This window comes from Corynebacterium lemuris (assembly GCF_024919295.1).
Classification (GTDB): Bacteria; Actinomycetota; Actinomycetes; order Mycobacteriales; family Mycobacteriaceae; genus Corynebacterium; species Corynebacterium lemuris.
In genome coordinates, this window is sequence record NZ_JANWTC010000006.1 from 46,632 (window position 1) to 73,619 (window position 26,988).

At 63.7% G+C, this 26,988-nt stretch carries 25 protein-coding genes; 16 read left to right on the plus strand and 9 right to left on the minus strand.

What is annotated here, in order from left to right; genetic code table 11:
• Positions 1-44 precede the first annotated feature (44 nt).
• The 15 genes from NYP18_RS09225 (at position 45) to NYP18_RS09295 (ending at position 18,126) form a co-directional block, all read left to right on the plus strand.
• Complete coding sequence (locus tag NYP18_RS09225; RefSeq protein WP_259427910.1) at positions 45-6,689, plus strand: aggregation-promoting factor C-terminal-like domain-containing protein; 6,645 nt, start codon at positions 45-47, stop codon at positions 6,687-6,689.
• 14 nt (positions 6,690-6,703) lie between these two features.
• Positions 6,704-7,423 carry a hypothetical protein gene (locus NYP18_RS09230; protein ID WP_259427911.1) on the plus strand — a complete coding sequence of 240 codons (720 nt, stop codon included), beginning with the start codon at positions 6,704-6,706 and terminating at the stop codon, positions 7,421-7,423.
• Positions 7,424-7,427: 4 nt separating this feature from the next.
• Entirely contained in the window at positions 7,428-8,312 is an 885-nt protein-coding gene (locus NYP18_RS09235; protein WP_259427912.1) for a hypothetical protein, read from the plus strand.
• Positions 8,312-9,895: a hypothetical protein gene (locus NYP18_RS09240; RefSeq protein WP_259427913.1), complete on the plus strand. Its 1,584-nt coding sequence runs from the start codon at positions 8,312-8,314 to the stop codon at positions 9,893-9,895. Before NYP18_RS09235 ends, NYP18_RS09240 begins: the two co-directional genes overlap by 1 nt.
• Positions 9,896-9,912: 17 nt before the next feature.
• Positions 9,913-11,025, plus strand: coding sequence for a hypothetical protein (locus NYP18_RS09245; RefSeq protein WP_259427914.1), 1,113 nt, complete (start codon positions 9,913-9,915; stop codon positions 11,023-11,025).
• A 405-nt stretch (positions 11,026-11,430) separates the two neighbouring features.
• On the plus strand, positions 11,431-11,877 hold the full coding sequence (locus tag NYP18_RS09250) for a hypothetical protein (protein ID WP_259427915.1): 447 nt from the start codon (positions 11,431-11,433) through the stop codon (positions 11,875-11,877).
• A gap of 16 nt (positions 11,878-11,893) precedes the next feature.
• The gene (locus NYP18_RS09255; RefSeq protein WP_259427916.1) at positions 11,894-12,433 is read left to right on the plus strand and encodes a hypothetical protein; all 540 of its coding nucleotides are present in this window, start codon (positions 11,894-11,896) and stop codon (positions 12,431-12,433) included.
• A gap of 14 nt (positions 12,434-12,447) precedes the next feature.
• Positions 12,448-12,672 (plus strand): hypothetical protein, encoded by a 225-nt coding sequence (locus tag NYP18_RS09260; protein WP_259427917.1) that lies wholly within the window; start codon positions 12,448-12,450, stop codon positions 12,670-12,672.
• Between the two features lie 103 nt (positions 12,673-12,775).
• A complete protein-coding gene (locus tag NYP18_RS09265) occupies positions 12,776-13,573 on the plus strand; it encodes a hypothetical protein (RefSeq protein WP_259427918.1) in 798 nt (265 codons plus the stop codon).
• A 35-nt stretch (positions 13,574-13,608) separates the two neighbouring features.
• On the plus strand, positions 13,609-14,319 hold the full coding sequence (locus NYP18_RS09270; protein ID WP_259427919.1) for a LamG domain-containing protein: 711 nt from the start codon (positions 13,609-13,611) through the stop codon (positions 14,317-14,319).
• Positions 14,320-14,448: 129 nt separating this feature from the next.
• Positions 14,449-15,498: an HNH endonuclease gene (locus NYP18_RS09275; RefSeq protein WP_259427920.1), complete on the plus strand. Its 1,050-nt coding sequence runs from the start codon at positions 14,449-14,451 to the stop codon at positions 15,496-15,498.
• Between the two features lie 69 nt (positions 15,499-15,567).
• The gene (locus tag NYP18_RS09280) at positions 15,568-16,953 is read left to right on the plus strand and encodes a peptidoglycan DD-metalloendopeptidase family protein (RefSeq protein ID WP_259427921.1); all 1,386 of its coding nucleotides are present in this window, start codon (positions 15,568-15,570) and stop codon (positions 16,951-16,953) included.
• Complete coding sequence (locus NYP18_RS09285) at positions 16,943-17,359, plus strand: hypothetical protein (RefSeq protein WP_259427922.1); 417 nt, start codon at positions 16,943-16,945, stop codon at positions 17,357-17,359. The genes NYP18_RS09280 and NYP18_RS09285 overlap by 11 nt, the downstream gene beginning before the upstream one ends.
• Before the next feature lie 4 nt (positions 17,360-17,363).
• The gene (locus tag NYP18_RS09290; protein ID WP_259427923.1) at positions 17,364-17,816 is read left to right on the plus strand and encodes a hypothetical protein; all 453 of its coding nucleotides are present in this window, start codon (positions 17,364-17,366) and stop codon (positions 17,814-17,816) included.
• A complete protein-coding gene (locus tag NYP18_RS09295; protein WP_259427924.1) occupies positions 17,800-18,126 on the plus strand; it encodes a hypothetical protein in 327 nt (108 codons plus the stop codon). The genes NYP18_RS09290 and NYP18_RS09295 overlap by 17 nt, the downstream gene beginning before the upstream one ends.
• 1,038 nt (positions 18,127-19,164) lie before the next feature.
• Here NYP18_RS09295 and NYP18_RS09300 read toward each other — a convergent pair.
• Entirely contained in the window at positions 19,165-19,338 is a 174-nt protein-coding gene (locus NYP18_RS09300; RefSeq protein WP_259427925.1) for a hypothetical protein, read from the minus strand.
• 202 nt (positions 19,339-19,540) lie between these two features.
• Here NYP18_RS09300 and NYP18_RS09305 point away from each other — a divergent pair, with 202 nt between their 5' ends.
• Positions 19,541-19,993 carry a Panacea domain-containing protein gene (locus tag NYP18_RS09305; RefSeq protein ID WP_259427926.1) on the plus strand — a complete coding sequence of 151 codons (453 nt, stop codon included), beginning with the start codon at positions 19,541-19,543 and terminating at the stop codon, positions 19,991-19,993.
• Positions 19,994-20,826: 833 nt separating this feature from the next.
• Here NYP18_RS09305 and NYP18_RS09310 read toward each other — a convergent pair.
• The 8 genes from NYP18_RS09310 to NYP18_RS09345 all read right to left on the minus strand — a co-directional run bounded on the left by NYP18_RS09310 (position 20,827) and on the right by NYP18_RS09345 (position 26,898).
• Complete coding sequence (locus NYP18_RS09310; protein WP_259427927.1) at positions 20,827-20,976, minus strand: hypothetical protein; 150 nt, start codon at positions 20,974-20,976, stop codon at positions 20,827-20,829.
• 152 nt (positions 20,977-21,128) lie between these two features.
• Positions 21,129-21,335: a CDGSH iron-sulfur domain-containing protein gene (locus NYP18_RS09315; protein ID WP_259427928.1), complete on the minus strand. Its 207-nt coding sequence runs from the start codon at positions 21,333-21,335 to the stop codon at positions 21,129-21,131.
• 3 nt (positions 21,336-21,338) lie between these two features.
• Positions 21,339-22,310, minus strand: coding sequence for a glycosyltransferase (locus NYP18_RS09320; protein ID WP_259427929.1), 972 nt, complete (start codon positions 22,308-22,310; stop codon positions 21,339-21,341).
• Positions 22,307-23,353: an iron-containing redox enzyme family protein gene (locus tag NYP18_RS09325; protein ID WP_259427930.1), complete on the minus strand. Its 1,047-nt coding sequence runs from the start codon at positions 23,351-23,353 to the stop codon at positions 22,307-22,309. The genes NYP18_RS09320 and NYP18_RS09325 overlap by 4 nt, the downstream gene beginning before the upstream one ends.
• A 94-nt stretch (positions 23,354-23,447) precedes the next feature.
• Positions 23,448-24,329, minus strand: a complete 882-nt coding sequence (locus NYP18_RS09330) for a manganese catalase (RefSeq protein ID WP_259427931.1) — start codon at positions 24,327-24,329, stop codon at positions 23,448-23,450.
• 124 nt (positions 24,330-24,453) lie between these two features.
• Entirely contained in the window at positions 24,454-25,170 is a 717-nt protein-coding gene (locus NYP18_RS09335; RefSeq protein ID WP_259427932.1) for an ABC transporter ATP-binding protein, read from the minus strand.
• Positions 25,163-25,936, minus strand: a complete 774-nt coding sequence (locus tag NYP18_RS09340; protein WP_259427933.1) for an ABC transporter permease — start codon at positions 25,934-25,936, stop codon at positions 25,163-25,165. The genes NYP18_RS09335 and NYP18_RS09340 overlap by 8 nt, the downstream gene beginning before the upstream one ends.
• Positions 25,933-26,898, minus strand: a complete 966-nt coding sequence (locus NYP18_RS09345; protein ID WP_259427934.1) for an ABC transporter substrate-binding protein — start codon at positions 26,896-26,898, stop codon at positions 25,933-25,935. The genes NYP18_RS09340 and NYP18_RS09345 overlap by 4 nt, the downstream gene beginning before the upstream one ends.
• Positions 26,899-26,988 lie beyond the last annotated feature (90 nt).

Genomic DNA, 26,988 nt, shown 5'->3' on the forward strand with positions numbered 1-26,988 from the left:
CTATGAAAAGGGTGATCATTATAACAATCCTAGGATTTGCGGCGATGCCCGTGGTGCCATCGCTCAGAAACTTCAAGCAGCTGCTTGACAAGCAGATGCTGGCCCCCATGGAGCAGGCCTCGAAGCAGGCCGGTGCGGCCATGGAGAAGTCCCTGACGGAGTCCTCGAAGAAGGCCACCGACACCCTGATCTCCGACATCGGGCGCCGGTCGAAGGCAGAGGCCGAGGCCGCGAAGACGGTCGCCGCAGCGGACAAGACCGTCGAGGCGCAGAAGCTGCGCAACGAGGCCGCCACGAAGGCCGTCACCATCGCTGAAAAGGCCCACGAGCGGGCAGTTCTCGACGCTGCATCGAAGCAGCGCGCAGCGCAGGACGCCCTCCTCAAGCTCAAGGAGTCCGGGAAGGCCACCACCGAGCAGCTCGCTGCTGCGGAGGAGAAGGTCACCACCTCCCGGTTGCAGGGCTCGGAGACCGTCGAGCGGCGTGAGATGGCCATCGCGAAGGCGAAGGCCGCTTCCATCAAGGCCGCCGGCGATCTCGAGGACGCCGAGCGAAAGGCGAAGAAGGCCCGCGACGAGCACGCCGACGCATCCGACAACCTCGTCGCCGCAGAAAAGCGCTTCGAGAAGGCCCAGGACGGCACGAACGACTCGGTCAAAAAGGCCGAGGACCTCATGCGCGATTTCCGGTCCGAACTCGACAAGACCAGCACCTCGATGCATGAGACAGCAGAGAAGTCCGGTGGTCTCGGAAGCAAGATCCTCGACGGGCTGGGCACCATCGGCAAGGGCGCCCTCCTGGGCGTCGGCGCGCAGATCGGTTCCACCGTCACCGAGGGCATCGGCACCGCCTTCTCCAAGGGATTCGGCCGCCTGCAGTCCATTGAGCAGGCCGAGACCATGCTGTCCGGCCTCGGACACTCGGCTGAGGGCGTCGCCGGGATCATGGACGACGCCATGGCTTCGGTGACCGGCACCGCTTTCGGCTTCGGTGAGGCTGCCTCCATGGCGGCCACCTTCGCCGGCGCCGGTATTGAGCAGGGCGAGGACCTGCAGCGGATCCTGACCCTGGTCGGCGATACCGCGGCGATCACCGGATCTGACTTCAACGAAATGGGATCCATCTGGACCAAGGTCGCCACCGGCCAGAAGCTGCAGACCACCGAGATGAACCAGCTCATGGACCGGGGAATCGGCCTGCTCCCTGAGCTGCAGAAACACTACGGTGTCACAGCTGAGGAAGCCCGGAAGATGGTGACCGAGGGCAAGGTCGGTTTCGAGGACTTCTCCGAGGTCATGGAGGGCATGGTTGGCGGGTCTGCCCAGCTCATGGGTGAGACCTTCTCCGGCTCAGCGGCCAACATGCAGGCCGCTCTCGGGCGTCTCGGTGCCCAGCTCATGTCTCCGATCTACGAGAACTCCCCGGCCATCTTCGCGGCCATCGGGGGTGCCGTCGATAAGCTCGGCGAGCACCTCGGGCCGCTCATCGAGCAGTGGTCGGAGAAACTCGGCCCGTACCTCGAGGATTTCGCCGCGAATCTCGGTCCCTGGCTTGAGTCCTCGATCGACGATATCGCCGGAAAGATTGGCGAGCTGGTCAAGAATGGACGCGAGCTCGTCGCGTGGGGCAAGGAGAACCGGGACTGGATCGAGCCCCTGGCGGTGAGCATCGGTGTGGCAGCGTCCGCGTGGATGCTGTGGACGGCCGCGATCAAGGGCTGGCAGACAGCCACGAAAATCGCCACCGGTATCCAGGCTGCGTTCAACGCAGTCATGGCAGTCAACCCGATCATGCTTGGTGTGATAGCCATCACCGCCCTCACCGCAGGATTGGTCTATTTCTTCACGAAAACCGAGACCGGGCAGAAGTTGTGGGAGTCCTTCACCACCAAGATCGGTGAGGGTATCGACTGGGTGTCCGAGAAGTGGTCTGCCTTCACCGGTTGGTTTTCCACCGCCTGGGAAGGCATTACCGCCCTCGCCCAGGGTGATTTCACCGCCCAGTTCCGCGAGGCTTTCGGCCTCGAGGAGGATAACCCGCTCATTGCCGGGTTCCTCAAGTTTCGCGACATCCTGACCAGCATTCCGGAGACGATCCAGGGCATCATCGACATCCTCTTCCGGGGTGATTACACCTCCGCGCCGTTTGGTCTGGGCGAGGACTCGAAGCTGGTCGACTGGCTGTTCACCATCCGCGAGGGCTTCATCAAGGCCGGTGAGGTCATTTCGACGGTCTGGAACGGCATCATCACCGTCGGTCAGTACGCCATCGCCATCATCGGCACCGTCGTCTTAACTCCGCTGATGCTGCTGTGGCATGCTCTGTCCGAGTCCGTCAGGATCGGCTGGGAGAAGGTCATCAAGCCGGTGTGGGACATCATGTCGGTCGCCGCGCTGGCCATGTACGAGAATTACATCCGGCCCGCCCTCGAGGCCATCTCTCATCAGTGGGATGTTCTGCAGCTGCTCATCGCGACGGCGGTCTTCGGGATCCGGATGAAGATTGCCGAGTTCCAGGAAGCCGTCATGGCTCTCTGGCTCGAATATGTCCAGCCCGTGCTGGACTGGATCTCCGAGAAGTGGGAACTCCTCTCGCTCGCCATGACCGCCGCCTGGGAGATCATCCGGACCTCGGTGTTCGACGCCTGGGAATGGTACACCGAGCGGGTCCGGGCGAACTGGGAGATGGCCACCGGCGCCATGGTCTCAGCCTGGGAGTGGACGAGGGACACCTTCGTCGCCGTCTGGGAATGGATCAAGGCCGGCGTGTTCGACGCCTGGTCCGCCGTGCTGGAGGCCCTGCAGCCCGCTTTTGAGGCCGCAATATCGTTCCTCTCCGACCGGTGGTCGGCGCTCAGCGCTGCCCTCCACCGGGTGTGGACCTGGATCGACCAGAACGTCTTCGCACCCCTCGGCGTCGGGCTCGACACCGTCCAGGGCTGGTTCCAGGCCGCGGTCGACGGAATCGGCCGAATCTGGGACGGACTGCGGGCAGCCGCAGCCAAACCCGCACGCTTCGTACTGGAAACCGTGTGGAACCATGGCATCCTCGCCGCCTGGAACAAGATCGCCGAGTTCCTGCCAGGGATCGACACGAAGGACCCGGTCTCACTCGGTGAACTCGGCAAGTACGCCCAGGGTGGCGTCCTGCCGGGATGGTCCCCGGGGGCGGATATCCACACCTTCGTCTCGCCGACGGGTGGCCGAATCCACCTGTCGGGCGGTGAGGCGATCATGCGTCCGGAGTGGACCCAGGCTGTCGGTGGTCCGGCCGCCGTCGACCGCATGAACCGGGCGGCTATGACCGGCCAGCTCGATCCGGATCAGATGCGCGTCGGCCATTCCCATGCCTTCGCCAACGGTGGGGTATGGGATCTGGGCAGGTTCGCCCTCGGTGGTGTTTTGATCACCACCGCGGTGCAGCACGCCATGCGGGACATCGTCAAGGCGAAGTACCCGAACATCTCCCTGACGTCCGCCACCCGCCCGGGACATTCCGGATACCACGGCACCGGGCATGCCACGGACTGGTCCAACGGCTTCGGCAACACTCCGATGCAGCTGGCCCTGGCCCACGACATCGCCCAGACCTACCCCGGAAGCGCGCAGCTGATTTACGCGGCTCCCGGGTGGGCGAGCAACATCTACGAGGGTGGCCCGGCCGGAGCGATGGATTCCGGCATCTACAAGACCGCCCAGGCCGGCCGCCACGACAACCACGTCCACTGGGCCATGACACAAGCCCCGACCATGCAGTTCGGTGGTGGCGTCTTCGAAGGTGGCAACAACGGTGGTGGCCTCGGTGCTGCGGTGTTCAACTGGATCGCCGACCGGGCCCGTGGGATCTGGGAGACGATGGTCTCTCCGGTCTCCGGCCTGATCAACGGGAAGATGGGGGAGTGGGGAGATTCCTCATTCGCCGAGATCCCGGAAAAGATCTTCGATCACCTGCGGGACACCGCCTGGGGCTACCTCGCTGGCCTGTTCGGCCGGGGTGGGGGCTCTGATTCTGGGTCCGTCGATGTTTCCGACATCACCGGCCCCGTGGTTGATCAGGTCGAGCAGGTCTTCGCACGGCACGGTTTTACCGGTGCCGATTGGGACGCCGCGAAGTGGATCGTCCAGCGCGAGTCCACCTGGAACCCGACGGCCGTCAACCCGTCCTCGGGGGCGTTCGGCCTGTTCCAGTTCAACCCCATGGGTGGCAACACGTTGGGTGCGTACCTGCCGGACCGTAACCCGGATCCGGCGGTGCAGGCTGATGCCGGCGCCCGATACATGAAGGACCGCTATGGCTCCCCGAGCGCGGCGAAGGCGTTCTGGGAGCAGAACGGCTGGTACGCCCAGGGTGGCGTCCTGCCATCCAAGCTGGGTCTCTACGACACCGGTGGCTGGCTGCCTCATGGTGGCCTAGCGTTCAACGCCTCCGGATCCCCGGAACCGGTTTTCAACGCTGAGCAGTGGAGCGACATCCGGTCCCTGATCAACGCCGTCGCAGACCTCCACCCGGAACTGCGACGCATGGTCGACGAGCTCACCCCGCAGCTCGAGGCCATGGTCGTCCAGCTCGGCAAGATCTCCGACCACGCCACTGTGGAAGGGATCACCGCCCGGGCCGTGGCCAATCGTGTCCTCGACATGGATGTGCTGGCCTACTCCGACTCCATGAAGACCATCATGGCTGCCGAGGCGCAGATCATCGAGGCTCGGGCGTCGCACGCCGACCGGCTGCAGGGCATCGTCGACCGCGAGCATGCCCTGGCCGATGCGCAGAAGGAACTCGAGGAGATCATGAACTCCTCGGGCGATATGTCCGTGCAGAATGCCCGGAAGCTCGCAGACGCGGAGAAGGCTGTCCAGGAGGCGAAGACTAAGGCTGCGGAGGCAGAAGGCGATAAGCAGGCTGCCGCCGCGGAGAAGGTCGCCGATGCGGAAGAGAAGCTGCGTCGGGTTCGTGAGGACGTCGCCGCCGACGCTGACAAGGACGCCGCGAAGCGTGACGAGGAGATCGCGAAGGCCACCGACAAGGTGACGAAGGCTGAGACTGATCTGCTGACTGCCCGACAGGAGTCGGTCAAGGCACTGGATCACATCATCCTGCCGGACACCGTCGGTGGTCTGATTCCTCAGATTGGGCAGGCTGCCACCGCCATTGGTGGGGCTGTGCCTGAGGTGTCCGCCGCCCTCGCGGGCTTGGCGGCCACCGCGCTGCCGGCCGGTATCTCGCTGGGGGTGGCGCTCACGGCGCTGCAGTCCGCGCTGGATGTCGCCCGGGAGATTTGGGGCATCCTCGAGGACCTGCAGAACTGGGTCAGCGGGATGCGGACCGCGCAGGCGAAACTCTGGCACGAGACGCTCTCGTCGATCGCCGCGTGGAACCAGATGGTCGACGACCAGCGGCAAACTGTCGGTGCGCTGCAGCAGCAGCTGATTAACGACCAGATTTCCCTCATGCACGCCACCTGGAACCTGCGGACCGCGCAGGCCGACCAGGTGCGCGCTCAGCTTGAGGGTGTCCGGTCGGTGGCTGAGGCTGAGGCAGCGCTGCAGGCCGAGCGTGACCGTGTGAACCGGGCGGCGATGTGGGACTTCGAGGACCTGTCGCTGGCCTACGACCGCTATCGGTGGATGCAGAAGATCGGCATCGAGGAACTGGTGCGTGACGTCGCCACGATCACCCCGGAGATCCTGGCGCTGCAGCACGAGGTCAACGCGGCGAAGCTGCTGGCAGAGATGAACCAGCGTCAGGCGGCCCTGGCGACTCTCACGGCGACGTGGGAGCAGCATAAGGCCAGTATTGCGCTGATGCGGACCCAGGAGAACCTGGCCGCGCAGTCCGAGAAGCTGGCACGCATGTCGGGAACCCAGTTCGGCATGAACACCGGTGAGGCGATGACCTTCCAGGAGATCGCCCGCCTGTCAGCCGAAACTGCCCGCCTGCAGGGTGAGAAGGACAGCCTCGGTTCCCGTGGGCGTGGATTCCTGGGCGGCCTGTTCGACTGGGATGGGGACGGGAAGATCTTCGGGATCTTCGATAATCCCTGGTCTCAGGAGCAGCAGGGCTATGACGCCGCGATCGCCGCGAACCAGCGGCAGATCGACCAGCTCCTGCAGTCCCAGTACGCGAACCTCAGCCAAGCTGAGATCGCTGACATGGAACGCATCATCAACATGGCCGCCGCTCAGTACGCCGCCGGCCGGGAAGCCGCCGGTGACGCCATCATCGCCGGATCCTGGCTCGGTGACGCGCAGCGAGCCCAGGAGATGTTTGAGTTCGAGGACTCGGTCTCCTCGTGGGAAAACGCGATGAAGGAACTGCAGAACTCCATCGACGACACGAGGGCCTCCCTCGAGTACGAGACGGAGCTGCAGGCACTGCGGGAGCAGATCGCCGCACTGCAGGCCGCCGCTGATTCGGAGCAGTACCGGGCTGACGCGTGGCGTGAGGAGAACGCCGAGGTCCGGGCAGCTCTTGAGGCCCTGGCGGATTTCTCCGCCGACAATGCCCGGGCCATTTCCCGTGGCAAGCCGGTGACGATCAACATCACCGGCGAGGGGCTGACCGCTGAGCAGGTCGCTGAGCTCATCGAGCAACTCAACGACGAATATGACGACCTTGATCTGCGTGTCCAGCGGGTCGAGGAGTCCGGCCAGCCCACGGCCCTTGAGGTCATGGCTGCCCTACGATAGGAAGGAGACAGCCCGTGTACGAGCTGACGTATCAGGGCCCGTCGGGTCGGGTGTGGCCGCTGATGAGTCGTGACGCCATTGGCCTTTTCGTCGAGGAGGGGTCGATGGAGGACGGTTTCACCGGTGGACCAGGCCAGCAGGTGACGGGCACTCTTCGGTGCACGATCCGGGATCATGCCGGTGTTCCCGCCGATAAACGGTGGCGGGAGTTCCGGCGTGACTGGTCTCGGCATGCGGAGGGTGTGCTGCACCTGAAGCGGAACAACGTCGCTCTGCGTCTGCCGTGCCGGGCGTCTGCCGTGCCGCCCGGGCCTCGCATGAATCCGGGTGAGGTGCCGGTGATGCGAGCCCATGTTCCGGTGTCCAGTCGGGAAGGCGTGGAGGCGTGGCTTGAGGCCCGGTCCCAGGCCGGATCTTCAGTCCCAGTGACCAATTCGGGCGACACCTTCGTATGGCCGAAAATCTGGTGGCAGGGCGCCGGAGGGAACGTCACCCTGCCTTCCGGTGCCATCTTCACTCTCCCGCCCACCGATGAGCCGCGGATCATCATGCTCAACCCTGACGAGTCCGCGGCCGTGGTCGATGAGCGCGATCGGCTCGACGATCCCCTCTGGCGCCTCATCCGCGGTGCTGTCTTCGGTGAAGGCGTGCCGGTAGGGGAGGAGCGCACCTACGGACTCCCTGATGGTGCTGAACTCGCCTGGGATCTCGGACATTACGACCCGTGGAGGTGATCCTGTGACTGACTGGACTTCGTGGCAGGCCCACGTCGAGCAGACCATCGCCGACCGTGGTCAGTGGGTCGGCCTGTGTGACGGGCACGGTCGGCCGCTCATCGACATGCCGACCGCGCAGTCCATGACCGCTGGCCAGGCCCGCCTCGCTGAAGCTTCTCTGAGCATGGAGATGAAGGTGACGGGTGGAAAGTGGGCCCCAGTTCACCCCGTCGTAGATCTGATGATCGCCGACGGTCTCGGTGTTTTCGACGAGGAGGGCCGCCTGGTCGTCAAGAACAACATCGTCGACATGGTCGTCGTCGCTAAACCCGGCCGCCGTCATGCCTACGTCACCAGCTTCCCCACCGCCGTCGGCGACGCTACTTCACCGAACACTCTTCGAGTGCAGGGCACTGATCTCATCGGGAATCTCGTCACCTGGCCGTGTCCGTCGGTACCGCAAACATGGATCCCCAACGTCACCCTTTTCGAGGGCGATGCATCAGGGGCGTACGAGACTCCTCGCCTGCTGTCCGCGATGGAGATGTCCCTGGTGGCCGACGGGTACACCATGTCCGGACCGGCGGAGGAGACGATCCGCACTCTCGTGCAAGACAGCTTCGACGCCGTCAACTACCAGTGCGGATGGGAGGACACCCCGCACATGGTCGTCGACATGGCGCCGACGGGCCGCGAGTCACCGCTGGCGCACATCCGCGTGACCGACGGCATGGTCTGGGAGACCATCGCCCCACCCGCCCAGCTCGCCGGGGTGAACATCACCATCGACCTGTGGTGGCCCGGTGACGACCCGGTCCTCACCCGACTGCCGGACAAATCCGGCACCGCGCTGACGACATGGACCCACCCCATCGGGGTCGTTCGGATCGAGCAGGGAGGTCAATGATGAGCCTGCCAGCACTGGTCGCCGACGGCGGTGAGATGACGGTCCTACGGCACGTCGCCAGCCACGTCTACGGTGCGTGGGATGTCCGCTGGCCGGAGGGCTTCACCCCGCCGGAACTCGACCCCGATCATGAGCTCGGCTACGTCCACCAGCTGCGCGATGAGGAAGTCCCGCCTTTTGGCCGCAGGTTCGTCCGTGCTGATGTCCAGATCGACGCAGAGGTCGGCACCTCCACCGTCGAGCAAACCATTGACGAGGTTTCCGCCCGTGTCGCCGGTGAAACACTTTTCCAGCGGGACATCACCGACAAGGGCCTCGGCCGCCTCAAGCCCGGGGTCGACTTCGAGATCGGTGACGTCGTCCCCGTTCGACTTTGGGGCCGACTCCTGGACCTGCCCGTCACCGCCATCGACGACATGTCCAACCTGGGGGTCATCACCCACCGGGTGCACGTCGGTGGGCAGCTCATCCGCGACGAGGCCGGCCGCCTGCAGTCCAACCGCAGTATTGAGCGTGATATCGCCGCTGAACGCCGCGAGCGCCGACAGCAGGTGGGTGCGGTGCAGGCCACGGCGACGCATGCACAGGGAACCGCGGAAGACGCGATCCGCCTGGCCGACCCACCACCGAACCTCGTGCCCGTTGACGGCGAGGGGCGCCCCTACTGGACAGGTGGAGCAACCCGAGATGACACCGATCTACCGCAGTCGGGAACCGCGACGTGGTCTGGCACCACGTGGACCGGCTACACATTAAGCGGGTCAGCGAACATCCCTGACGCCTACCTCACACTGTCGGATGCGCTCGACTGGAAAATTGGAGTGTGGGCCAAACAGCCCGGAATCGCTCACATACGCCTGGTCGATGAGAAAGGTGAGGACGTCATCGCAGAGTGGCGCCAGCACCGACCCCTCGAAAACCTGTGGTTTCCACAAAGCACGGTCTTGCTCGAGCCAGTGAACTCGCAGTGGGAAAGATACGAGTTCATCATCCGAGTGAAACCGGGCACGCGGGAGGCCCGCGTCGTTGTCGATTCCCCCGGTCTGACTACACCGCTCAACATGCTTGACATGACGGTGCATAGCCGCACCCAAGAAGACATCGACGCTTTCCAGAGCGCCCAGATCGCGGAAAACCGCGCCCTCCATGACGCACTGGAGCTGCAGGTCCAGAAGCATGACCGGCTCATGCAAATCGTCATCGGCACGACGCACAGAAACATCGAGCACGTCATCCCGAACCAAGCTGTCAGCTCGGTGAACTACACCTGGATTTACGAATTCACAACCGCCGTCGACATCACCTGGGACCTCTACTGGCGGATTGGGTGGGACCAGGCCGACCGAGGCAGCGCCTACGAAATGCTGGTCTCCGTCAACGGCATCGACCGCTACGAATTCACCTCCACCAACCTGGGCCCACTGACGCTTTTCGGTGAGTCCTACGCTCGCCAGTCCATGACCCGATCCAACGTCCACCTCAACGAGGGCGACACCATCACATTCTGGGTCTGGTCCAACGCCTCGTCTGGCCCACGCCGACGCATCCGAGACGGCGTCATCAACCTGACAGAAGTCCTCTAGAAAGCGAGGTCACAGCCATGACGATCCTTACTGGAAAACTCACCTCCATCGGAGGCCAACCCTGGGGCGGACCAGGACACTTCGTGGTCATCTTCTCCCGACTCACCCGACCCGGCCCCAACAGCACGGTCATCCTCGAACTCCGCGACCGAATCCCCATGCCCACCACCCAAAACGGCGAATTCAACTCACCCGACATGGACCCCGGTCCCATCCGAGTCGAGCTCGAAGGTGGAGAACTCCACGGACAAGCATGGGACCTCATCCTCCCCGAACCGCCCCCCGAAGAAGAACCGGCCGAACTCGCCACCCTCATCAACACCCAATTCGAATGGACACCCGGATTCGTCTCCCGCACAGAATCAGCAGCGCGCCGGGCTGAAGAGGCGCGTGGTGAGGCTGAGGGTTTTCGGGATGAGTCCGCGGGGCACGCTGCCACCACTGGTGCTGATGCTCTGGCGGCGCATTTGGCGGCGATGTCGGCTGAGCAGGATGCTGAGCAGACCGGCGATGATCGTCAGGCGGTAGCCGATGATCGAGTATGGGTGGCTGGTGCCCGGTCGGATGTGTCCGAGATGTCAGCGGCGACGATCGCTGCGGCGCATTTCGTGGTGGACCAGACGGAGAACATGGAGCGCGCCGAGGCCGCCGCGGAAACCGCTGAGCAGGCGCGGGACGACGTCGTCACCGCCACGGAGTCCACCGCGTGGGACGGGGACCGCCTCACGATCCTCGGCAAACAGTCCGCACCGCTCACGGGCCCACCAGGTGATGAGGGGCCGGTGGCCACCGTCGAGGCGCAGGAAGTCCAGCCGGACCGGTCGATCCAGCTCACCATGTCAGACGGCACCGTCGTGGTCATCCCACCCGCCCAGGACGGCATCACCCCGGCCCTGACGGCTGGCACAGCGACGACACTGCCGGCGGGGTCTGCTCCCACCGTGGAGGTCACTGGCCCGGCGGAGGCCCCGGTGATCAGCCTGGGGGTGCCGCTCCCCACCCGCACCTCCCGCATCCTGATCCATTCGGGCACGGGTGATCCCACCCTGGCTAATTTCCCTGACGCTCAGGTCGGGGACCTGATCGAGCGACTGTCCGACGGGCAGCGCTGGAAAGTCGAGGCATCATGAAACTGACGAAGATCTTCGGGGTGGCAAGAGGCCAGTGGCAGCATAATCTCACCGAGGCAGACTTAATGAATGGGTGGAAATCCAATCGAACAATGACGCTAATTCGCACTGACGATGTGGTGTCTCTGCATGTCCCGGATATTGCGTTGGATGGAACAGCGAAAACTGGCGATCCCTTTCTGAACATTCCGCTCGGCTTCCGTCCTACCCTGATCGGGAACTATGGCCGCTTGGGTTATTTTGATCAGGATGGTGTGCCGAAACGAGTCACACGGAATTTCAATCAGCTGGCGTGCTCTGGCAGTGGTTTTTTGGGTGGGCATCTGCTGTGGAGGACGCAGGAAGCCCCCCCCGCTTCTTTAGCAAAATTCTTGAGGCGGTTCGCCGTCTGGCGGGGTGGGTGCAATGAAACTCATCAGGATCGAGACCATCCCGGAGAACACGGGGTTACGGGCCCTGACTCTGTGGAACGAGAAGGGGGAGGTGACCTTCGGAGAGCTGCCGAGCGGGATCGCCCCCTCACTGACCGAGATCGGCGGGATCTACATCCGGAGGATTCGCGAGCGGATCACGATGACGATCCGCGGGGCGATAACCACCTCGGGGACTCCGCAGATTCTGATTCCCAATGGTTTTCGGGTGGGGGGAGCCCCGTATCCGATCGTAGGGATCACCCTGCCGAGATCCCCTTATGCCGCCTCAGCTCGAATCGGATCCTCCACCATCTATATCTCTGGGATCCCAACGGGATTCGATCTGTCGGGGCCTTCCCTCAGCTACGGTGTGACGATCCCGTGGGAAACGACCTCACCGATGCCTCACCCCGATACCTACCCCGGCTTACCTGCCTAACCGTTGGGGGTGGGTTGTGAAGCTCACCCCGATCAGCAAGCCTCTGACGCTCTTTGGTGAGGGATTCCCCACTGGAGTGGTGGCTGCCCCCGTAGGCAGTATCTACACCGATGTCTTCGCCACCAACGGTGCGATCCGCTGGATCAAGACCGCCGGCACTGGGACCGGCGGGTGGAGTGTTATGTCAGGCACAACCGGCTGGCGCAGGCTACACAGTCCGACTGTCCCTACGGAGTGGGGAGAGATCCTCTTTCAGATTGACGCGATCCGGGAAGAAAACAATGTGACGATGAATTTCACCGCGTATCGGCCCGGGGGCGATAACGGCACGCGGCGGGTGTTGACCGTGCCGTCCGGCTTCCGGACTGACAAAGCGCTGTTCAGTGTTCCCCTGCTCGACCGAGATAACCGGCCAGCGGTCAACTATTTCGACATCTCCGTCACCGGTGAGATGACTATGCAGCATCTCCCGACCAGTACTGGTCGGCACTACGGGTCGATCAGCTGGCGGTGTTCATCCGCGTGGCCCATTGTTCTCCCCGGTACCCCTGTATAGAAAGGAACATCCCAATGTCCAATCCCGATCTGACTGCCCTGTCCGATGAGGATCTCCGGAGCCGCTACCGAGCGATCTCTGATGAGCTCAGCCGTCGGCATGAGCTGGAAGCTGGCCCGCAGCGTGTGCGGGAGATCTGCGAGCGTCGCTGCGAGCTCGGTGGTGACCCCCAGGTCCTCGCTGATGAGATCCACACTGTCGCCCACGAGCATGAGGCGGCGCAGGCTGACGACGCCTGACCCTCGACCAACAGCCCCCGCACCACACCTGGTCCGGGGGTTCACTCATGCCCCTGACCGCACAACGCGCCATGTCAGGCTCAATCCATCTGAGGAGGACGATATGACACACCCACTGACAACCGAACTTTGGGAACTGACCGAGGAGCGTCTCGTGAAGCCCCTGGGGGAGATGCGCGAGCTGGCCCAGGAGGTGCGCGACATTCGGGATTCGGGTGCCGTGCCGAATGATGCCGTGGGACTGCCCCAGCTGGCACCGGCTGTGCGGGACACCGTGGAGGGAATGCCCGCAGCCCTCGCAGGGAAAGCCGACACCGGGCACACGCATGGCACCAGCGGTCTGGAGGATGAGGCGGTCACCCAGCAGAAGATCGCCCCTGGAGCCGTGACCTACAGCCGTCTTTCCGAGGCGGCGGTGACCACGTCCCGGATCGCTGACGGCAACGTCACGAGGGGGAAGCTCTCCCCGGATGTCACCGCTGAGCTGGATGGGAAAGCCGACCTGGTGAACGGGGAAGTCCCCACCAGCCAGATTCCCGCCATCGCGCTCACGAAACCGATGTCGGTGACGAGTCGGGCCGAGATGCTGGCACTCACCGCGCAGGAGGGTGATGTCGCGATCATCACCACCGGCGACGACAAAGGCTCCTACATGCTCGGCGACGGCCCCGCGTCCACGTTCGAGTCGTGGGTGGAGCTCGCCACGTCCCCCGACATCCCCGTCCAATCCGTCAACGGCCAAACCGGCACCATCGTCCTCGGACCCGGTGATGTCGGCGCAGCACCCACCAACCACAACCACACCCCGCAGGACATCGGCGCAGCCCCCGCGCATGTGGAGGTCACCGGGGACTGGCCCACGTCGGGCACCCCGGGTGTTATCTACTGGCGGGCGGAATAATGCCGGTCCAGATTGACGGGAAAACGTGGGGCGACATGCGGGTAGCCCGAGACGACGGTGCCCTCACCCCGGTGGGGGAAGCCCGCGTATGGGACAACGGGGCGTGGCGCACCATCTTCAACGCGGACCCCATCAAGGCCCTGGGGCCGGTGCGCTACTACCGACTTCAGGGCACACTCGCCTCCGAATATACCGAGCACTCCCTGGCCCTCGGCAGCACTGCACGACTCCTCCCCGGCCACGTCGAATTCGGCTACTCCGCCACCGGCACGACCACCCACATGACACCGGGGGCCTACGACGATTTCACCCTCTCCATGTGGGCCAAGCTCTCCCACGCCGACGGCGGCAGCGTCTGGGAATGGGGATCATCCCACAGCTCAGGCGTCTACTACGCGTGGGCGGACCGTGATGGGATGACCATGGCGACCTACTCCAACGGGGCCGGTGGGCACTATCACAAGCCCTACACATCCATCTCCACGGGCATGTGGGAGCACTGGGTGTTCCGCTTCCGCCGACGATCATCCTCACAAGTCTGGGCACAAATGTGGCGCAACGGCACCACCACCGGAGAGGTCAGCCTAGGCTACAACCCCGGCACCAAGGGAGGGTCGAACCTCGTCCTCGGGTCAGACATCCTCGGCGAAGACACCTTCGACGGCGGCCTGTCCAACGTTGCCTTCTTCGGGCGTGCCCTCACCCCGGCTGAGATCACCAAGATCTACGAAGTCGGACGCACCTGACCGCGATGGCAGACGCGCTTAACTCACGTAATATCGCCTGACCTGGTAAGATGGGGAAAATAAGACGGCCCGATGGGGTGCTGGTAACACCGGCATCGGGCCTACCCCCTAGGTGAGTAGGAGGCTGCCATGCAGTCTACCCCGATCAAGATGAACCCCTGTGCCTGCGGCTGTGGAGGATTCACTAAGTCCACTTTCAAGACCGGTCACCACCGGAAAGTAAAAGGCGCAAAACCTCCGGTGCCCGCCAAGCCTGTTGGGCAGAGGATCAAGGAATCCACCATTGTCACGGAAACAGGTTGCTGGGAATGGCAGCTGGGACGGGACAAAGACGGCTACGGGACTATGAAGGTAGCTCGCAAAACGGTTCGCGCAGGACGCGCCAGTTATGAAGCGTTTAATGGGAAAATTCCTGAGGGGTACGTTATCAACCCCACATGCAAGAATCGGCCTTGCGTGAACCCCGCCCATCTGGAAGCGGTGACCCCCGCTGAAAGCGTAGCCAGGGGAGACTCTGATCCTCTCAAGAACTTTGCCGACTATTACGCCCGCCGGAGAGCTGCTACGCATTGCCCGAAAGGACACCCGTGGGATCAGGAAAACACCCGGGAGACGCCGATTCAGCGAGTCTGCCGTGCTTGTCTCCGGGAAGGACAGCGCGAGAGGCGGTCGAATCCCGACTTCGTGGCCCGTGAACGCGAACGAAACCGGGAACTCTACAAGATCAACCAGGATGAAATCCGGGAACATAAACGCCAGTACAACCGGGCTCAGTATGCCCGAGCGAAGGATGAGGGAAGGTGCGTTTTCGGTGGGGGCCTGGGATGTGCCGAACCTGCCGTCGATGGGAAAGTGCAGTGCCTACATCACCTAGCACTTACCGCTGCCCGGACATGGGGCATCAAGAAACACCCCCTCGACACGATCTACAAGGAGAGGGGAATCCAGAACTGCTGGATATGCGGATGCGACTTCGATGAAGAAACCAGGATGAACAACGACCACCTGATCCCCCGATCCCTGGGAGGGCCAGATGAGCCCTGGAACCTTGCCCCAGTCTGCCAGTCCTGCAACTCGCGCCGAAGTAATCTCCCACTTAATCAAACGATGGAGCTGGCTGTCCACGCCGACGTTGCTGTCTCCGACTTCCCCGAAGAATATTCGCATTACCTGAGCTGATAGCTCACCGAAAAGATACCCCTGACCGCCAGCCGGTCTGGGGTTTTCTTATTGCCAGAAGGAGGATATATGTCACGACAATGGCCCCTGAAAAAGGGGACCTACACCCTCACATCCGGCTTCGGCCCGCGGTGGGGGGTTCACCACAGCGGCCTGGACTTCGGTGCGCCAGATGGCACACCGTTCTACGCCTGTGCGGGTGGCACCGTCACCCACATCGGCCCTGCCTCCGGCTACGGGCAGTGGATCGTCATCGACCACCCCGCATCCGAAGGGGGCGGCTGCACTGAATATGGACACATGTGGAACGCCTACGCCACCGGCCTGAAAGTTGGGGACTGGGTGAACGCGGGTCAGCTCATCGGCTACGTCGGTAGTAATGGGCAGTCCACCGGACCACACCTCCACCTGACCGTGTGGGAGTACGGCTACGGCGGGAAACGGATTGATCCCGAGGTGTGGCTTCAAGGCAGGCCCCACCCCGGTGAAACCGCCCCCCCATCTCCGAGCGTGAAATCGGAAACGTCGCAGGCCACGACCCTGTTCGGGGTTGATTTGTCTAACCACCAGAACGGAATTTCCTGCAAGCGGATCGCCGACGAGGGTTTCCGCTTCTGCCTCATCAAGGCTACCGAGGGCACGTGGAAAGACCCGATTTTCCGGTCCCACCTCAAGGACGCGCAGGGCACGGACATGCACGTTGCAGCCTATGTCTACGTGCGGCATGAGAAGAACGGTCGGGAGCACGCCCAGGCGCTCCACGATCAGCTGCAGGGTGACACCAGCGTCCCAGTGGCCCTGGACATCGAGAACAACTCCGGTTCCAGCGTGGCGCACTGGAAGCAAATTCGGGACGAGATCGAAAAGCTCGGTTACAAGGTCATCTTGACCTACATCCCGAAGTGGTACTGGAAAGATCACGCCGGCCGCCCCAACCTGGTGGGCCTGCCGCCGCTGTGGACCAGCAACTACGGTGCCGCCACCGAGGGGTACGCCAGCGTCATCTACTCCCGTCGTGACCGTGCCGGTTGGCAGGGCTACGGCGGGCTGGACGTGGCGGTTTTCCAGTTCACCGAGAAGGCACAGGTCGCCGGTTGGAAGATCGACGCCAACGCTTTCGAGGGCACCGAACAGGACCTTGCACGACTCTTCAACTCCACTACGAAAGACGAGGACCCATTCATGGCACTTACTGATGATGAGCAGCGTGAACTGCTCGACAAGACCCGCAGGGTGCACCACGAACTCACCCACGAATTCCAGTCCCTGGTCCGCGACGAGAACGGTGTCCAGTCGGAGTGGCGGGGCACCCTCGTCGGCATGGTCTTGCAGTTGGACCGCAAGGTGGAGAACATGCACCGGGACATCATGCCGTGGATTGTCACGACCCTGGCGGGCACCGCCGACAAGATTAGAGCCACCCTGACCCGGAAGGACACCCCGAATGACGACTAAGCCCCTGCATTGGCAGGACATTACCCAAGACCCGCTCGTCGTCCGCATTAAGGATGCTGGGGCGGAGGCTATCGCAAAGACCGACACGTGGAAGAAGCGTTACAACTCGTACACTTCCGCGGCGCAGGTTATCCTCCAACTGGCGAACCTGCTGGTGTTTGTGAACTTCGACATTCCCTGGTGGGCTTCCGTGATCCTCGCCCTGGTCATCGGTGCAGCGGAGGTTGTCATGCAGGCCCGGACCAAGACTCCGGTGACCCCGCATGTCGTGGCCCAGTTGACGGAGGTGGCGGAGCGGAAGGTCATGCAGGAACGGTTCGCGGAGGCACCCGCCCCCACGCCGGCCACCCCGAGGCCGGTAGTTCCCGGCCTGTCGTCTGGCCTCCCTTATTTCGACAGGGAGTAGGCCCATGCCCATCGAGCGCCTGCCGGCCCGCCTGCGCCCGCCCTTGGAGAGGCTGCGGTGCATCTTGATGACGGACGCGGGGGTGATGTGGATTCTGGGGGTGGCGATGATCGTGCGGGGTGTGTCTTATTTCGACCTCGGCTCGGTGGTCCTCTTTCACCCTGTGGATCGCTTCTTCCCGATCTGGGTGGACGCCGCCATGTGGATCGGGGTGGGGAGCACCCTCCTGGTCGCTTCTCGGTGGCACGCCACCCGTTTCGGCAGGATGACGCTTGCCGCGAGCACCGGTCTGATCGCCATGTGGGGCCTGTTGTTCTTGTTTAGTCCCCCAGCTCAGTTCGCGCAGAGAGGCGTTATGTATCTGGCGATCGCGGCCATCGTCATTTGGTCAATCTGGCGCGGGAAGCGAGGCGAAATACGCGTTCGGGAGGGAGCTGCCGATGGAGCCACCAGCTGACATCACCGACGCCTGGGGCGTCCTCGCCGTCGCGGTCACCACCGCCGGCACCGTCCTCGTCGCGTGGCTGACCGCCAGGGCGAAGAAAGGCTCCGACCATCAAGACAAGGAAGCGGAGCCGGTCATCCGAGAGGTCGAGCACAAGGCGAACCTGCAGCCCGTCGTGGACGGCCTCGCGAGGCGGCTTGCTGAGCTGCAGATCATCGCCCAGGAGAAATACCCCGATGCTCTGTCCTTCATCCGCCTGGTCGGGCACCTGCACCCGGACCTGAAAGAGAAGATCCCAGGCCGAGTGCGCGACGACCTCTGACTCCCTCACCCCTATTACATGGGCACGCCCCCTGACTTCCCCCTTTCGGGAGGTCAGGGGGCGCTTTCTTCGTTTCCGGGCCGGGTCTTTGCTGGCTGAGGGCTCTGGTGAAGTGCCCCCGGTTAGCGTGGCCGTCGCCAGGGGACGGGTCGCCGTGAATTCACTTCTGATACACGAGAAAAAGACTTCACCCAGGAGCTCATCGTCGGACTGATGTAGCCCAGGAGCTGGTATGCATCGTTGGCCCGTGCATGAACATTCATTTCGAGAAGCTGTTCCATATGAGAAGCTCGGTTCCTCAATACAACTAAACGCTGAAGACGCTGATAGACAAGTTGCTCGGCCGGTGTATCCAGAACTCTATTTACGCTGGCGCCTGCCGCGTAGGGGAAAGCGTGCACCAAGGCGTGATTCCACAGCAATTGCTTTTTTCGGCTACCCGGCTGGCTACTCGGCAGCAGCCGAGGCCACGTGCCGAAAGAAAGCTGGGCGAGAATGTCGTCATGGTTGATGGGGTCATCCTTACGGGGGTGATCCTCAGGACGAAGATCCCTTGACCTGACGGCTTGGTCGTATGCCTTCTTTCGAGTATTGCCTAACACGCTAAGTTGAGAAGCTGAGTCGGTAATCCATTCTTCAGAATGAAAACTGCCGCCAACTTTCGGCCGTGTAGCGTTCCAAGCCCGCAACTGTGTGTCGATGGCGTTGCGGACGGCCACCTCAGTGGGGCCAAGAATTTCCAGGAATGCGGTGGATATCTCGAGGTTCCATCGGTATAGATCTAGTGCCAGCGCCCGGTTGTTAGAGGCATCCGCTAGATAAGGGGTGAGCCGAGGGACACTGAGACTAGCTTCCAGTCTTGGCCATTGGGCAGCTGGCATCTGGGTACTTCCGTCATACGTGAAACTGGGGACTTTTGAATCATACGGTAGTGCACCGAAGGGCGAGAGTTTTGCTATGATAAATCATGAAAGGTACGGGCAGGACCCGTAGCTGTTATCCGAAGAGGTCAGGAGCCTGAAGCTCCTGACCTCTTCTCTATTCTTCGGTGATGATGATGTCGGTGGGGATGCAGCCGAGGCAGCCGGCGGCGATGTAGGTCAGTGCTTCGTTGTCGGGCTGGTGGGGGAGTCGGGCGAGGAGGGCGTCGAGGAGTTCGCGGCGGTCTTTGGCCACGATCCAATTTCCGCGGGAGTCGTCGAGGAAGATCATGCCCTATTAGACTGCGCGGCCGGTCGAAAGGTTCCCGAGGCGAATCTTACAGACTCCGAATAGTCCGCTAGGCTGTCAGTTCAGGGGGAGGGGTGTAACGAAGATGACACAGCTGGGGGTGGGATCATGGAAAAACAGGGCAGCCCGGGTATCGTGGCTCCCGATCACTGAAACGCTTAGGAACTTCACGGAAGGAGACATCATGGCGCCCGTCGTTCACAATGCCCTCCAAATCGCTCATTGGTTTGTTGCTTGGGCCGAGGAGCTGGATGCAGATCTCTCCAACCTGAAGCTCCAGAAATTGCTCTATTACGCCCAGGGAGAGCACATTGGTGCCACCGGGCGGAAGCTGTTTTTCGAGCCAATCCAGGCGTGGCAGCATGGCCCTGTGGTGGCAGAGGTCTATCACGAGGCTAAGAAGTGGGGTCGGAACCCGATAGATCCCGACGAGTTCGTTCCCGAGAACTTCGACTGGGATGACTACTCCGATGTCCAGGACGAGCTCGTGAAGGTCTGGCGGGAGTACGGTGTCTACTCGGCATGGGCGCTTCGAGAGAAGACTCATGGCGAAGCTCCCTGGGTTGATGCCTTCCACCCGGGACGCAACGTCGAGATTACGGACGCAGCCCTCAAAGCGTTCTTCGGGACCCACTGACACGGGAAATGGGAAAAAAGAAGCGTCGGGGAACTCCGCCTGCAGATAAGCCGGATATCAAGCCGAGTGGGTCCCCTGAAGATCCCGGCTGTGTACGGCTCGGTTTCCGACTCCTTGAAAAGGGTTGGGGAGTGTCCGAGCTTACCCACGACAAGGCCCATGCCTTCCTTGAGAAGTGGGCAAAGCGTGGCTGTATGACTTGGGACGAGGTTAGAACGGCCGGAAAGCACAATTTGGGCTCCGAGTCTCTCCCCGCGAAAAGTATTCTTCCGCAACTGCCTCATTGGATGGAGGCTGATCAAAAGTTGATCGTCCTTCGACATTTCGATCGGCTTGCCCAGGTGGGCATTAGGATCGGTGACACTTTCGAGGTGGTCTGGATCGAACCCGATTACAACAGGCTCTACTCTCATGATGGGAAGAATCGGCGTTAGTCCACTCTTCTAGCTGGCTCCCTCCACGGGCGCAATATTGTCTTACTTTCTTCCCTGCCTCTCCAGAGAGCTCTTCGACTGTGGGTAGATGCGCTGGTCATTCAGGACGGGACTGGCTGGGGTCAATTTTCCCGCCGATCGTAGAAGAAGATGACGGGCACAGGGGGCAGGGGAAATCCCGCAGAAATCCCGCAACAGCCCCCATTCCCGCCATTTTAAGCGTTCTGGCCATTCCTGCCGCACAGCCCTGACCTGCAAGAGCGTGAACCCGCAGGCCAGGATTCCCACCCCACCTCATGAGCTGGGTCAAGAACCCGCTGACCGCCACCGCCTAAGTCCCGCGGACGGTGAGAACCGCCCGGCCCTTCCAAGATGGAGGGTCCGGGCGGTTTTGTCGTGTCAGGAGGAGAGGGCGAAGCGCAGGAGGACGCTGGCGGCGGACAGTGCGATGGTGGCGGGCAGTGCCCACTCGCGGGGGATGCCGGTGATATCAGCCAGCATGTTGGCGCGGTCGCTGCTGAGGTCCTCGATGATGGTCATGGGGTCCATGGTGGGTCCTTTCAGGGAGCGGTGTCAGTTCCGTGGTTGTGCGGGAGCGAGGCACTGATTCCTGGATTGTGACTCAGCCCACTAAAAAGGACGGTATCAGCACGGGGTGGTGTTGTCGCCGGAATCCATCGTATTCCCCGGGATCAGGGGTGTCATCGGGCACGAAACTTGGTGAGCTTGTGGGTACCGTCGCACAGGGGTTTGATACCGGAGGCACCACAGCGACACAGGGCGATGACCTGGCGGTCGGGGCGCTGGGGTTGTTCCCCGGGTGCCGCGGCGATGGCGACATCCCCGCGCACCAGCAGGGGCCCGTCCGGGCAGACGGTGATGGTGACGGGTGCGTTGTTCTCGGGCATGGTTCAGGCTCCTGTTTCGTTCCGGGATGTCAGGGTGCGTAGGGAATTGGCGGCGGTCAGCAGTCGGGCATTGTGGTAGCGGACCCCGCCACGGGCCCGTTCCAGCAGGGCCAGCCAGATGCACAGCCCGCGCTCCAGCACCCACACCGGGGCCCAGAAAGCGGCGGTACGAGGAAAGACGTCGTGCCCACCCCTGCGACGCCGACCGGTTTCAGCGACCAGGACCGTCCCGACCAGCCCGTACAGCAACCACACAGGGCGCCGCAGCAGAAGAACGAGGACGGTGGGCAGGACCACGAGTTCGGCGGTCAGGCGGGCGGGTTGGGCGAAGCTGTCATAGGCCTGCCGGACGCGCTGGCGGAAAAAGGCTGCTGTGGTGGGCGGACGACGGGCCACGAACAGTTCATCGGCGGTCAACTCCCGGCCCCCTCGGGCGCGGACGGTGCGGATCAGCTCGAGGTTCTCAAAGAGCAGGTCACCGTCGTAACCACCAGCCAGGTACTCCAGCCGGACCCCGAGGGTGCCCGGGTAGTCGGAGCCGAAGGCACGGTTGATCAGGCTGCGGGCGGTGTCCCACCGGGCGTGCCAGGGCAGTGGGGACCCATCGGCGGTGACGAAATAGTTCTGGGGGCGGACAATATCGACATCATCGAGCGCCGCGCAGATCCGCGCCAGGGTGTCCCTGGTGTGGCGCACATCATCATCGGCGATGATGACCTTCGGTTGTTCCAGGGTCGGCAGGGCGGTCAGGATGCCGGCGACCTTGCCGTTGAGCGCCAGGGCCGGATTCGCGGCGATGACGGTGACCTCCTCGGCGAATGCGGCCTGGTGACGGGCCCGGGCCGCGGGGGAAGAACCGTCCACGACGGTGACGCGGGCATACCGCACGATTTCTCCCAGATAGTCCGCGAGCTCCGCCAGGCCCTTGCCATCCGCCCACTTCAGGGGGAGGACATAGTCCAGCGCCAGGGTCACGGTGTCTCCCGTAGCGCGGAGCGGCCACTGGTCCAGGCCGCCTTGAGGTGGGCGCCGACGAGCTCATCCAGGTGCAGGCTGGCACAGGCGCCGAAGATGATGTCGCCGGCCAGCTCCGGTTCGTCCTCGGCCAGCGAGCCGGCGAGATCCCGGGCGGCGATCTGCTCGTGCACCGCATCCGCCTCGACGTGTTCGTCGTAGTACCAGGTGACCTCCGGTCCGTGGCCGAGGCGTCGGAAAGCATTCCCGTAGTGCTTGTTCGGCAGGGAGGAGGTCATCTCGAAGGCGGCCAGATGGCCCACCACCGCCCCCCGTAACCGGCGGTGCAGCCCGAAGAAGCTCATGGTGTTCACCGCCGTCAGGGTGATCGCCGGAACCAGATCAAGGTAGGCGTCGGGCGTGTCACTTAAGCCCATGGCCCGCAGGGTGCGGGCGAAGATCTCCGCGTGCACACGCTCCGGGCGCCCGCCCCCGTATTCGTCGGCCTGGATCTCCACCAGGGCGGCTTTTGCGCGGCCACGCAACCGGGGGATGGCCCAGGAGTGGGGGTCTGCCTCCCGCAGGGTGTAGATGCTGCGCAGGATGAGAAATTCCTGCAGCTGCACCTGCGTGGCGTGGCGTCCGGCCCACATCGCCAACTCGGGTTTGGCTACTTCGTCGGTCAAGGCGAACAATGTCTCGGTGACCTCCGCGCCGGTGGTCGGCATGACCTCAGGGAGGCAGACGGCTGCCCGCAGCGCGTTCTCGAACTCCGCCTCGATCCGGGCACGGACCGCCAGCAACCCCGGATGCCATTCCCAGTCACCGACCACGAAGGGCGTGGGGCCGTAGTGCAGCAGATAGAGCAGGAACAGGGTCAGCTGCAGATCATCATCCTGGAGGACATCCCCGCACTCCGCCAGCATCTGGTCGACGGCTGCCGCGACACGGTTAACATCGGCATCCACGGAGTCCGGTTCGTGCGCCACAAGCTCGAGCAGAGCTTGGCTGGCCACGCCCCGCGCAGTCGGGGTAGTGGTGGAGAGGGTGTCGATGGTGGTCATCTTCTGTGGTCGTTTCTCTGAAAAAGGGGTGTGGATACGGGTGTCCGGGGCACCGGAACCACGTAGTCCCGGTGCCCCGGTGAGGGGAGTGGGGTTACTCCTTGTTGAACTTCTCCTGGACCTTGCCTGCGATCTTCTCCACCATGTTGGGCTGCTCGGTGGTGCCGTAGAAGCGGGCATCGGGGTGGGTCGGCGGGGCCATGGGCACACCCTCGGGTGGGGTGTCCACGTAGGTGAACTTGCCCAGTCCGTCCGGTGCCTTCCCGGAGGCCCAGGAACCATCCGCCATGTGCGTGCCATCAGAGAAGTTGATGGCCTGGTAGGAAAACTCCTCGTGCTCCTTGCCCTGGGGGAAGTTGCTCGGCACGGGGATGTTCTCGTTGCCTTCGGCCTGCAGCTCGCGGGCGGCGGCCAGCCACTGGTTCTGGTGCATGGTGTCGCGTGCCAGCAGGAAGCCCAGCAGGTCCTTGACGCCCCGGTCGTCGGTCATGTGGTAGAGCCGGGCCACCTGAAGGCGGCCCTGCATCTCGGCGTTGATGTTGGAGGTCATATCAGCGAGCAGATTCCCGCTGGCGGTGATGTAGGCACCGGTCCACGGGTTACCCATGCTGTCGACGGGGCGGGCGCCGGCGCCTGAGACGATCGCCTGCTGAAGATCGGTGCCACCGATGATGGCGGCGACCGCCGGGTCGTCCTGGATGGCCTTCTCGGTGATGCCCAGGGGTGCTTTCTCCAGCAGCTGGGCCACCATGGTGGCCAGCATCTCGATGTGGCCGAACTCCTCGGCGGCGGTGGAGAACAGCAGGTCGCGGTATTTGCCGGGGATGTGGGCGTTCCACGCCTGGAAGCTGTACTGCATGGCCACGGTGATCTCGCCGTACTGGCCGCCGATGACCTCCTGCAGTTTGCGGGCGTAGACTGCGTCGGGTTTCTCGGGCTTGGACGGGTACTGCAGTTTCTGGGTGTGCACGAACATGGTTTTTCTCCTCGGATAATCTCCGGAGTAGCCAGCTCGCCCGGGTGGACGAGTATTCAGCCACCTTTTACCATTGCCGCGGTGCGTCGCGGTGAAACCATGCTACAGAGATTATGGATCCGTACTAAGGGTGCAGCAGTCCCAGCAGCTCACGGCGCAGCGCGGGGTCGGGGTCGACGTTGCTACGGGGGCGGGGGAGATCCACGGCGATGTCCGCGATGACCGTGGCGTCGGGGGACGGGGACATCACGAGGATGCGGTCGGAGAGCAGGATCGCCTCGTCAACGTCGTGGGTGACCATGACGACGGTGCGGCGGTCCGCCTCCCACAGTTGGAGCAGCTGCAGCTGCAGCTCCCGGCGGGTGAGGGCGTCGAGGGCCCCGAACGGTTCGTCGAGAAGCAGGATCTCAGGCTCGACGGCGAAGGCCCGGGCGATGCCGACGCGCTGCTGCATGCCTCCGGAGAGGCGGGCGGGGCGGCGGTCGGCGGCGTGGCCCAGCCCCACCAGATCCAGGTGGCGGTCGGCGATGGTGCGGCGCTCCAGCGGGGTCAGGGAGGGGCGGACGGAACGCAGGCCGAACTCGATGTTGCCCCGGGCACTGAGCCACGGCAGCAGGGCGTGGTCCTGGAAGACGACGGCGCTGCGGCCGTTGACGGTGACCTCGCCGGTGGACGGGTGGTCGAGGCCGGCGATCATCGACAGGATCGTTGACTTGCCGCAACCGGAGGGGCCGAGCAGGGAGACAAACTGGCCGGGGGCGATGCCGATGGAGGTCGGGGCGATGATACGGGTCGGGCCGTAGGAACGGGTGATCTCCCCGAGGGCGATGGTGCTAGTCATAACGGACCGTCTTCTGCAGTGCTGCGACGAGGTGGTCAAGGATGAGGCCGGTCAGGCCGATGAGGACGATGGCGACGACGATGGCGTCGATGTCGAGGCGGTTCCACATGTTCCACACGAAGAAACCGATGCCCTGGCCACCGACGAGCATCTCCGCGGCGATGATGACCAGCCAGGAGGTCGACAGCGACAGGCGCAGGCCGGTGATGATCCCGGGCAGCGTCGCGGGCAGCCACACGCGGGTGACGGCCAGCCACAACGGGGTGCCCAGGGTCTGTGTGAGTTTGAGGTATGTCGGGTGGATGTGCATGACCGCGTCGATGGTGTTGATCAGGATCGGCCACAGGGCGGAGAGCACGATGACGAAGACGGCGGTGCGCTCGGCGTCGTGGAGCAGGGCCAGGCCGATGGGTAGCCAGGCCAGCGGGGAGACCGGGCGCAGGATCTGCACCAGGGGGTCCACGGCCCAGCGCAGGATCTGCACCCGCCCCAGCAGGAAGCCCAGCGGAATGGCGATCAGTGCGGCCAGCAGGAAACCGATGAGCACACGTTGGAGGCTGGTCATCAGATGCCAGAAGATGCCGACGCTGCCCGGGCCGTCGCGGTAGAAGGGGTCGGAGAGGATCTCCACGCCGCGCTGCCAGACCCCTGCCGGGGTGGGGGCGAGACTGGAGAGGGTGCCGGAGACGACCGCCAGCTGCCAGGCGCCGACGCTGAGGACGAACAGGGCCAGGCCGAGTGCGCCCGCACGCACGCGGGGACTCATGCAAGCTCCCAACGGGTCAGCTGCTCACGCATCCAGGCGGTGGCGGCGGGGTCGGTCGCATCGCCGAAGTGGATGCGCTCGGGGTCGACGATGTCCTCACCGGCCCAGTTGCGGTAGGCGCCCTCGAAGACCGGCTCGATGAGTTCCGCCGGCTGGTTGAGGTAGCGCTCGTGCGAGAGGATGCTGGCTGCCTCGGCGTGGTTGCCGGGGGCGTTGAGGAAGGCGGAGGCCTCGGCCAGGGCGTCGGTGATGGCGCTGGCCTGTGCCGGGTGCGCGTCCTGCCAGTCCTCGCCGATGGCGAGGGCACAGCAGGGGTGGCGGTCCCAGAACTCCTTGGTCATGTGCAGGACGCGGCCGGAGCCGGTGGCCAGTGCGCGCTGGTTGAAGGGCTCGGGGCCGATGAATCCGTCAATGCCGCCGACCTCGAGCTGGGCGACCATGTCAGCCGGGCGCAGCAGGCGCAGCTCCAGGTCGGCCACGGGGTCGACACCGTGGGCGACGAGGGCGTCGCGGAGCAGGAGCGAGTGGATGGAGTACTCGAAGGGGATGCCGATGACGCGGCCGCGCAGATCCTGCAGGCCGGAGACCTCACTGTGGAGTCGGGAGGCGACGGTGATCGCCTGACCGTTGGTGTTCATCGTGTAGGCGAGATTGGTCGGCCGCGCCATGGGGGTGACGGTCATGGGGGAGAGCATGTGCGTGACGTGCAGCTGGCCGGTCAGGTAGGCGGACCACAGGTCGGCCCAGCCGGCGAAACGGCGGAGCGTGATGTCGAGTCCACGGCGTCGGAAAGCGTCCATCGCGTCCGCGGCGAGCAGCGGGGAGGAACACGCGATCGGCACGTAGCCGATGGTGATGCTGTCGGACGGTGCGGGACCCATGCCGGCGGAAGCGGCCCGTCCACCGAGAACCCCCAGCGTGCCCAGGGCGGCGGCGCCGAGGAATGTGCGCCGGTTCAACATCGCCACGTATAACCTCCGGTTCGATGTAGGTAGACAGTGTGGTCTTGTTCAGGATCAGGCTACTGTACCGCTCGGTATGTGAACGTGTCG

Bases quoted from the DNA above. Each gene is read 5' to 3' on its own strand.
- NYP18_RS09225 (WP_259427910.1), top strand. From the start codon at position 45: ATGCCCGTGGTGCCATCGCTCAGAAACTTCAAGCAGCTGCTTGACAAG.
- NYP18_RS09240 (WP_259427913.1), top strand. From the start codon at position 8,312: ATGAGCCTGCCAGCACTGGTCGCCGACGGCGGTGAGATGACGGTCCTA.
- NYP18_RS09245 (WP_259427914.1), top strand. From the start codon at position 9,913: ATGACGATCCTTACTGGAAAACTCACCTCCATCGGAGGCCAACCCTGG.
- NYP18_RS09250 (WP_259427915.1), top strand. From the start codon at position 11,431: ATGAAACTCATCAGGATCGAGACCATCCCGGAGAACACGGGGTTACGG.
- NYP18_RS09260 (WP_259427917.1), top strand. From the start codon at position 12,448: ATGTCCAATCCCGATCTGACTGCCCTGTCCGATGAGGATCTCCGGAGC.
- NYP18_RS09265 (WP_259427918.1), top strand. From the start codon at position 12,776: ATGACACACCCACTGACAACCGAACTTTGGGAACTGACCGAGGAGCGT.
- NYP18_RS09270 (WP_259427919.1), top strand. From the start codon at position 13,609: ATGCGGGTAGCCCGAGACGACGGTGCCCTCACCCCGGTGGGGGAAGCC.
- NYP18_RS09275 (WP_259427920.1), top strand. From the start codon at position 14,449: ATGCAGTCTACCCCGATCAAGATGAACCCCTGTGCCTGCGGCTGTGGA.
- NYP18_RS09280 (WP_259427921.1), top strand. From the start codon at position 15,568: ATGTCACGACAATGGCCCCTGAAAAAGGGGACCTACACCCTCACATCC.
- NYP18_RS09285 (WP_259427922.1), top strand. From the start codon at position 16,943: ATGACGACTAAGCCCCTGCATTGGCAGGACATTACCCAAGACCCGCTC.
- NYP18_RS09290 (WP_259427923.1), top strand. From the start codon at position 17,364: ATGCCCATCGAGCGCCTGCCGGCCCGCCTGCGCCCGCCCTTGGAGAGG.
- NYP18_RS09295 (WP_259427924.1), top strand. From the start codon at position 17,800: ATGGAGCCACCAGCTGACATCACCGACGCCTGGGGCGTCCTCGCCGTC.
- NYP18_RS09300 (WP_259427925.1), bottom strand. From the start codon at position 19,338: ATGATCTTCCTCGACGACTCCCGCGGAAATTGGATCGTGGCCAAAGAC.
- NYP18_RS09305 (WP_259427926.1), top strand. From the start codon at position 19,541: ATGGCGCCCGTCGTTCACAATGCCCTCCAAATCGCTCATTGGTTTGTT.
- NYP18_RS09310 (WP_259427927.1), bottom strand. From the start codon at position 20,976: ATGGACCCCATGACCATCATCGAGGACCTCAGCAGCGACCGCGCCAAC.
- NYP18_RS09315 (WP_259427928.1), bottom strand. From the start codon at position 21,335: ATGCCCGAGAACAACGCACCCGTCACCATCACCGTCTGCCCGGACGGG.
- NYP18_RS09325 (WP_259427930.1), bottom strand. From the start codon at position 23,353: ATGACCACCATCGACACCCTCTCCACCACTACCCCGACTGCGCGGGGC.
- NYP18_RS09330 (WP_259427931.1), bottom strand. From the start codon at position 24,329: ATGTTCGTGCACACCCAGAAACTGCAGTACCCGTCCAAGCCCGAGAAA.
- NYP18_RS09335 (WP_259427932.1), bottom strand. From the start codon at position 25,170: ATGACTAGCACCATCGCCCTCGGGGAGATCACCCGTTCCTACGGCCCG.
- NYP18_RS09340 (WP_259427933.1), bottom strand. From the start codon at position 25,936: ATGAGTCCCCGCGTGCGTGCGGGCGCACTCGGCCTGGCCCTGTTCGTC.
- NYP18_RS09345 (WP_259427934.1), bottom strand. From the start codon at position 26,898: ATGTTGAACCGGCGCACATTCCTCGGCGCCGCCGCCCTGGGCACGCTG.